Genomic DNA, 6580 nt, shown 5'->3' with positions numbered 1-6580 from the left:
GTCACGCTTCTGCGGCTCCGCCGTGGTGGATGTGCGTCCCATGCCCTGATCCTCCCTTCCCTGAATAACACGGAAAGAAGGTTAAGTGGACACATGAAAGAACCCGCGCAGCAGGGCTGCGCGGGTGGTCTTGTTGCCGCGTCACCAGACAAAAAACAGGCAGACACAAGAAACAGGTGACATGTTCAAGACGATCTTCTTGATCGCCATGAACCATTCTACGCCCTGACCCGCAATCTGTCTAAAAGGATATGGGGCCATTCGCATAAACTATCATGGTCTCTTTCCCCTTTCTTTACCGCAAAAAAGGCCCCTCCGCGGCAGGCCAGAACAGCGCGGGTTTCATGGCTTCGCAGGATGTCCCGGGGCATGATTCCGTGGGTCCGCAAGGCAGACAGCCAAGGGAACATGCCCCGAATCGGGCAGGCGCCCAAGCGCATGCCGTGGCGGCGCGATTCGCAAGCGACAGACCACCCGAAGGGGTATTAGACTGGCCTTCGGTTGACCTGCACCGAGGAGCACATGGACGAGCGCAAGGTCGAGAACGCGGCCGAGGCCGTGACCCGGACGGCCCGGCAGACGCAGGATGCCGCGGAAAGCGCCGCAAGCGCGGCCGAGGACACCAGCGCCGCCGCGCAGCAGACGACGCAGGCGGCCTCCCGCACCTCGGCGGCGGCGGAAACCTCGGCCAAGGCGGCGCAGGTGACGGCCAAGGCCGCTGTCGTCACAAAGGACAGCGCCGAGCGGCGCACCGAACTCGCGGGCGACCGCACCGTCTTCGCCGCCGAGCGGACCTATGCGGCCTGGGTGCGCACAGGCCTTGTCGGCCTTGCCAGCGGCATCGGCGCGCGCGCCCTGCTGGAAGGGCTGATTCCCGGCTGGATGATCATGGCCCAGGCCTCGGTCCTGATCCTGTTCGCCATCTTCTGCTTCATCGCCGGAGTCTGGCGCCAGATCTTCCAGGCCGACCTTCTGGCGCCCGACATCCGGAAGCTGCCCGGATGGGTGCTGATCTCGGTGAACCTGTTCCTGGCGGCGGTGGCGGCGACCGCCCTGGTGGGGATCTGGGTGCACGGACAGGGCTGACGGCCCTTCGGGCGGGTTGCGCGGGCGAAAATGACGCCGCCCGCGCAGGGGGATCAGGCGCCCATCGTGGCGATGTCCATGACGAAGCGGTATTTCACGTCGCCCGCCAGCATCCGCTCGTAGGCGGGCTCGATCTCGTCGGCGCGGATCATCTCGATGTCGGCGGTGATGCCGTGCTCGGCGCAGAAATCCAGCATCTCCTGCGTTTCCGGGATGCCGCCGATCATCGAGCCCGCGAGGCTGCGGCGCTTCATGATCAGGTTGAACACGTTGGGCGAGGGATGGGGCGTCGCGGGCGCGCCCACCAGCGCCATGGTGCCGTCGCGCTTGAGCAGCACCAGGAATGCGTCGAGGTCGTGCGGCGCGGCCACCGTGTTCAGGATGAAGTCGAAGCTTTGCGCATGGGCCGCCATCTCGTCTGCGTTGCGCGAGACGACCACCTCGTCCGCGCCAAGGGCCTTCGCATCCTCGATCTTGTCGGGCGAAGTGGTAAAGGCCACCACATGCGCGCCCATGGCATGCGCCAGCTTCAGCCCCATGTGACCGAGGCCGCCGATCCCCACGACGCCGACCTTCTTGCCCGGGCCCGTCCCCCAGTAGCGCAGCGGCGAGTATGTCGTGATCCCCGCGCAGAGCAGCGGGGCGACGGCGGCCAGTTGCTCCTCAGGGTGGGTGATCTTCAGCACATAGCGCTCATGCACGACGATTTGCTGCGAGTAGCCGCCCAGCGTGTGGCCGGGCGCGTCGGGGGTGGGCGAGTTGTAGGTGCCGATCATCCCGTCGCAGTAGTTCTCCAGCCCTTCCTCGCAGTCGGGGCAATGCTGGCAGCTGTCCACGATGCAGCCCACGCCGACCAGGTCGCCGACCTTGTGCGAGGTCACGTGGCCGCCCACGGCGGCGACGCGGCCCACGATCTCGTGGCCCGGCACGCAGGGATAGATCGTGCCCGCCCATTCGCTGCGGACCTGGTGCAGGTCCGAATGGCAGATGCCGCAGAAGACGATCTCGATCTGCACGTCATGGGGGCCGGGCTGGCGCCGGGTGATCGCCATTTCCTCCAGCGGGCGGTCGGCGGCAGGGGCGCCATAGGCAAGGATGGTCATTCGGGAGATCCTTTCGGTGAGTGCATGAAGGCGCGGTCGGCGCGGGCCAAGGCGCCTGCGCAGCGGCGGAGGCCCCCTATGCCGCAGAAGGGCGGTCAGAGGAATGCATCCGCAACGCGGCCGCACCGGAACCGTTCCGGTCCAGGGCGGCCCTTCACGAGGCGAATCGCGGCTGGACGCACAGGCCGAACGGGCGCATCCTCGATGCGGCATTCGGTTCAGGCAGTCTCCGGACTCAGGCGAGGGGTTCTCATGCATCACCCGACATTGACGCGGTTGTCCTTCGTGGTAGCGCTGTGGGTCGGGACGGCACCGGCTTTCGCGGCCTCGCCTGCGCCGGTGGAAGGGCAGAACGGGATGGTCGTGACCGCCCAGCACCTCGCGTCCCAGGTTGGGGTGGACGTGCTGAAGGCCGGCGGCAATGCCGTCGATGCGGCCGTGGCGGTGGGCTATGCGCTGGCCGTGGTTTATCCGACCGCGGGCAACCTGGGCGGCGGCGGCTTCATGACGATCCGCATGGCCGACGGAACCACCACCTTCCTCGACTTCCGCGAGCGCGCGCCGCTGGCCGCGACGAAGACGATGTATCTGGACGCGCAAGGCGACCCCATCCCGGGCGCCAGCACCGACGGCTATCTTGCCGTCGGCACCCCCGGCTCGGTCGCGGGCTTCGAGATGGCGCGCGAGACATACGGCACCAGGCCGCGCGAGGAGCTGCTGGCCCCCGCGATCCGGCTGGCCTCCGAGGGCTTCGTTCTGGAACAGGGCGACATCGCTTCGCTGGCGAGGGGCAACAAGCGGCTGGCCCAGGACCCGGCGGCCGCGAAGATCTTCCTCAAGGACGGCCAGCCCTATGCCATGGGCGACCGGCTGGTGCAGGCGGACCTTGCGAAATCGCTGACGCAGATTTCCGAAGGCGGCGCCGACGCCTTCTACAAGGGCGGGATCGCCGACCTGATCGTGCAGGCCAGCCAGGCCAACGGCGGCATCCTGGCGAAAGCGGATTTCGAGCAGTACCAGGTCCGCGAGATGGAGCCGGTGACCTGCAGCTATCGCGGCTATGACATCGCCTCGTCGCCGCCGCCCTCGTCGGGCGGGCTGATCATCTGCGAGATCCTGAACGTGCTGGAAGGCTATCCAATCTCGTACCTGGGCTACGGCTCGGCGGAAACGACGCGGCTGATGGTCGAGGCCATGCGCCACGCCTATGTGGACCGCAACACCGCCCTGGGCGATCCCGACTTCGTGGACAATCCGGTCGAGAAGCTGACCAGCAAGGCCTATGCCGACGAGATCCGGTCGCGCATCGATGCCTATCGTGCGGGTGTCAGCGCAGACCTCAAGGTCAATGTCGCTCCCGAGTCGCCGGAAACGACGCATTATTCGATCATCGACAAGGACGGGAACGCCGTCGCCGTCACCTATACGCTAAACGGGTCCTTCGGGACCGCCAAGGTCGCGGAAGGGACCGGCATCCTGCTGAACAACGAGATGGACGACTTCACGGTCAAGCCGGGCGTCCCGAACCTTTACGGGCTGGTGCAGGGCGAGGCCAATGCCATCGAGCCGCGCAAGTCGCCCTTGTCCTCGATGAGCCCGACCATCGTGTCCAAGGACGGCGAGCCCTTCATGGTGATCGGCAGCCCGGGCGGGGCGCGCATCATCACCATCACGCTGCAGGCGATCATGAACGTGGTCGATCACGGCATGAACCTGCAGGAGGCCATCGACGCCCCCCGCATCCATCACCAGTGGCTGCCCGACCGGGTCTTCATGGAGCCCCGCGCGTTGTCGCCCGACACCCTGCGCCTGCTGACCGGCATGGGCTACACCGTCGGCATCGATCCCAACTGGACGATCTGGGGCGAGGCGGCGGGCATCCTCGTGGGCGGCAAGGACTTGGCCGACATCGAGGAAGGCGACGGAACCGGCTATTACGGCGCCATCGACAGCCGCGCGACCGCAGGCGCCGCCATCGGCTACTGAGGGCCGCCCGTCAGCCCACCTCGCGCACGCAGCAGGCCCGACCCATGGCGGCCGCAAGCGTCGCGACCTGTTCGCGGATGTCGGGAATGGCGGTGATTTCCCAGAAGGCCGCGCGCGACACGGGGCCGATGGCGAACAGCCCCTCGATCCGCTCGCCCGCCGCGTCCCGCAGGGTGCAGTCCGGCTCCACGTCCAGCCCGATCTGCAGGGGGTCGAGCCGCGCCTGCCCCTTGGCCAGCATGTCGCGCACCACCGGCGAGCCATGCTGCCGCAGGTCGCGCCGGATGCCGCGGCAGTCGATGACGCGCGCGGCGGTGAGCTGGATGCAGCCGCCTTCGCCGGGCAGGCGCAGTTCGGCGATCACGCTGTCCTTGCCGGGGCGGGCTGACAGAAAGGCGCCCCGCATCACCCGAAGCTGCCCGCGCGCCATGGCCTTGCCGATGCGCTCGGCCGAGGCCGGGGGCATGCGGTGGCGGTGGACGTCCCACCAGGCGACCGCATGGCGCAGGAAGCGCGCCCGTTCCCGGGTGGACAGGCCTGTCCACAACCGCCGCACATGGGGGCGGATCGCGTCAATCGCGTCGCGCCAGCTGCCGCCCTGCGCCTCGGCCTGCCGCGCCAGTTGGCGGGCCCAGCGGAACAGGGCGCTGACCGGCGCGCCCAGCGGCACGTCGGCGACCGACAGGACCAGGGGCACGGCCGGGCCATGTTCGCGCGGCAGCAGCCCGCGCCGCGACAGGGCCACGATCTCGCCCCGGTGGCCCTGCGCCAGCAGCGACAGCACCTGGTCGATCATGGAAAGCCCCGTGCCGATGATCAGCACCCGTCCGTCCGGGTCCGTCTCGGGGGTCGCGTCCCATGCCCCCGTCAGCAGCCCCGAGGGATCGCCGTCCAGGCGGCTGTGCCCCGTTGCCAGGATCACCTGATCGGCCAGCAGGCTTGTTCCGCTTTCAAGCTCCAGAACGAAGCCACCGCCCTTGCGGCGCAGCCCGGTGCAGGTCTGGCGGATGCAGGACAGCCGCCCCCTGCCCGGTCCCGACTGCCAGGAATGCAGCAGGTCCGACAGATAGGCGCCGTAGGTCGCGCGGCCGACGAAGCACAGCTCGTCCGAGGGCAGCCCCGGCCGCGCCGCCAGCCAGCGGCGGAAATGATCGGGGTCGCGGGCGAAGGCGCTCATGTTGCTGACGCGGGTGTTCAGCAGATGGCCGGGGTCCTGTGTGGAATAGGCGATGCCGCAGCCCAGCATGTTGCGGCCTTCCAGGATCGTGACGCGGAAATCGGCCTCCCTGCGCTCGAGAAGATGGATCGCCATCAGCACGCCGCTGGCGCCGCCGCCGACGACCACGACATGGCGCGCGCCGGCCTGCGGGGGCTCGGCGGGTCGGCTGGCATTATGCGTGAAGAACGTCATGGGCCTCTCCTTTCCGGATGGGACAGGAACAGGGCAGGAGTGCCGGTCCGACTCGGCCGGGCTGCCTTTCCGGCATGCTGTGCGGCGAGCATCGGGTCCTCCTGCCGAGTACATCCATATATATCTATCAACTTAATAGAGATTTGGTTTCCAAATTTTCCCTTGATGAGGGAAGGAATTTTCCCGCTCTCTGCCCAGCCAGAGACAAACGCCCAATTCTCTGGCATTTCCGCGGCCTGCCTCAGAGAACACCATTCCCCGACGCGCCTGCACCGCGACAGGCGGCTTCTGCATCCGGCCCGATCTTTGGAATGGCTCCCGGCAGCTTCCGGCTCCACAATCATCTACAAGACGAGTCGTTATTCAGGAGAGCGAAATGCCCCCTCGCATCGTTGGCTTCTCGGGCAGCTTCAGCAGCCCTTCGCGGACCCGGGCTCTGGTCGATCTGGCGGTGTCGCGTGCCGCGCGCCGCTTCGGCTGCGCCGCCGCAAGCTATGGGATCGCGGACCTGCAGCCCTCGCTGGGACAGGCGCAGAGCGCCGACCAGCTGGACGCCCTGCCCCGCGCAATCCTGGACGCGATGCTCACAGCGGATGCGCTGGTGGTGGGAACGCCCGTCTACAAGGGCAGCTTCACGGGCCTCTTCAAGCACGTGATCGACCTGCTCGACCCTGGGGCGCTGGCCGGCAAGCCGGTGCTGCTGACCGCGACCGGCGGCGGCGACCGGCACGCACTGGTGATCGAACATCAGCTGCGCCCGCTTTTCGGCTTCTTCGAGGCGGCGAGCCTGCCGACGGGCGTCTATGCCGGAGGCGCCGACTTCCGGGACGGCCAGCCCGCCTCTGACGCCTTGCTGGCCCGCCTCGACCGGGCGGTCGAGCAGTTCGCGCCCTGGCTTTCCCAGACCCAGGCTGCGGCCATCTCCGCCGCCTGAACCCTGCCACCCGACCAGCCCGCATGAACCCGCCTTTCCGGCGGGGCGGCCCCTCTCACC

At 68.0% G+C, this 6580-nt stretch carries 5 protein-coding genes; 3 read left to right on the top strand and 2 right to left on the bottom strand.

Going from position 1 to position 6580, the window contains the following annotated elements; translation table 11 throughout:
• Positions 1–522 precede the first annotated feature (522 nt).
• Entirely contained in the window at positions 523–1086 is a 564-nt protein-coding gene (locus BLQ03_RS15820) for a YidH family protein (RefSeq protein WP_090757294.1), read from the top strand.
• A gap of 53 nt (positions 1087–1139) precedes the next feature.
• Here the strand turns inward: BLQ03_RS15820 and BLQ03_RS15815 are convergent, their stop codons facing one another.
• Complete coding sequence (locus BLQ03_RS15815; RefSeq protein ID WP_090757291.1) at positions 1140–2189, bottom strand: NAD(P)-dependent alcohol dehydrogenase; 1050 nt, start codon at positions 2187–2189, stop codon at positions 1140–1142.
• Positions 2190–2441: 252 nt separating this feature from the next.
• On the opposite strand from BLQ03_RS15815, the gene ggt reads away from it, so the two are divergent.
• Positions 2442–4175 carry a gamma-glutamyltransferase gene (gene ggt, locus BLQ03_RS15810; RefSeq protein ID WP_090757290.1) on the top strand — a complete coding sequence of 578 codons (1734 nt, stop codon included), beginning with the start codon at positions 2442–2444 and terminating at the stop codon, positions 4173–4175.
• A gap of 10 nt (positions 4176–4185) precedes the next feature.
• On the opposite strand, the gene BLQ03_RS15805 is transcribed toward ggt, so the two are convergent.
• Entirely contained in the window at positions 4186–5586 is a 1401-nt protein-coding gene (locus BLQ03_RS15805; protein ID WP_090757289.1) for an FAD/NAD(P)-binding protein, read from the bottom strand.
• A gap of 376 nt (positions 5587–5962) precedes the next feature.
• Here BLQ03_RS15805 and msuE point away from each other — a divergent pair, with 376 nt between their 5' ends.
• Complete coding sequence (msuE, locus tag BLQ03_RS15800) at positions 5963–6520, top strand: FMN reductase (protein ID WP_090757288.1); 558 nt, start codon at positions 5963–5965, stop codon at positions 6518–6520.
• The last annotated feature ends 60 nt before the right edge of the window (positions 6521–6580 follow it).

Origin of the sequence: Paracoccus chinensis (genome assembly GCF_900102885.1) — a bacterium.
GTDB classification, from domain to species: domain Bacteria; phylum Pseudomonadota; class Alphaproteobacteria; order Rhodobacterales; family Rhodobacteraceae; genus Paracoccus; species Paracoccus chinensis.
Note: the sequence above shows the minus strand (reverse complement) of the source record. Positions and strands in the feature narration are given on the sequence as shown.

What these genes read in the sequence shown, in the direction of transcription:
- BLQ03_RS15820 (WP_090757294.1), top strand. Translation starts at nt 523, where the DNA reads ATGGACGAGCGCAAGGTCGAGAACGCGGCCGAGGCCGTGACCCGGACG.
- BLQ03_RS15815 (WP_090757291.1), bottom strand. Translation starts at nt 2,189, where the DNA reads ATGACCATCCTTGCCTATGGCGCCCCTGCCGCCGACCGCCCGCTGGAG.
- ggt (WP_090757290.1), top strand. Translation starts at nt 2,442, where the DNA reads ATGCATCACCCGACATTGACGCGGTTGTCCTTCGTGGTAGCGCTGTGG.
- BLQ03_RS15805 (WP_090757289.1), bottom strand. Translation starts at nt 5,586, where the DNA reads ATGACGTTCTTCACGCATAATGCCAGCCGACCCGCCGAGCCCCCGCAG.
- msuE (WP_090757288.1), top strand. Translation starts at nt 5,963, where the DNA reads ATGCCCCCTCGCATCGTTGGCTTCTCGGGCAGCTTCAGCAGCCCTTCG.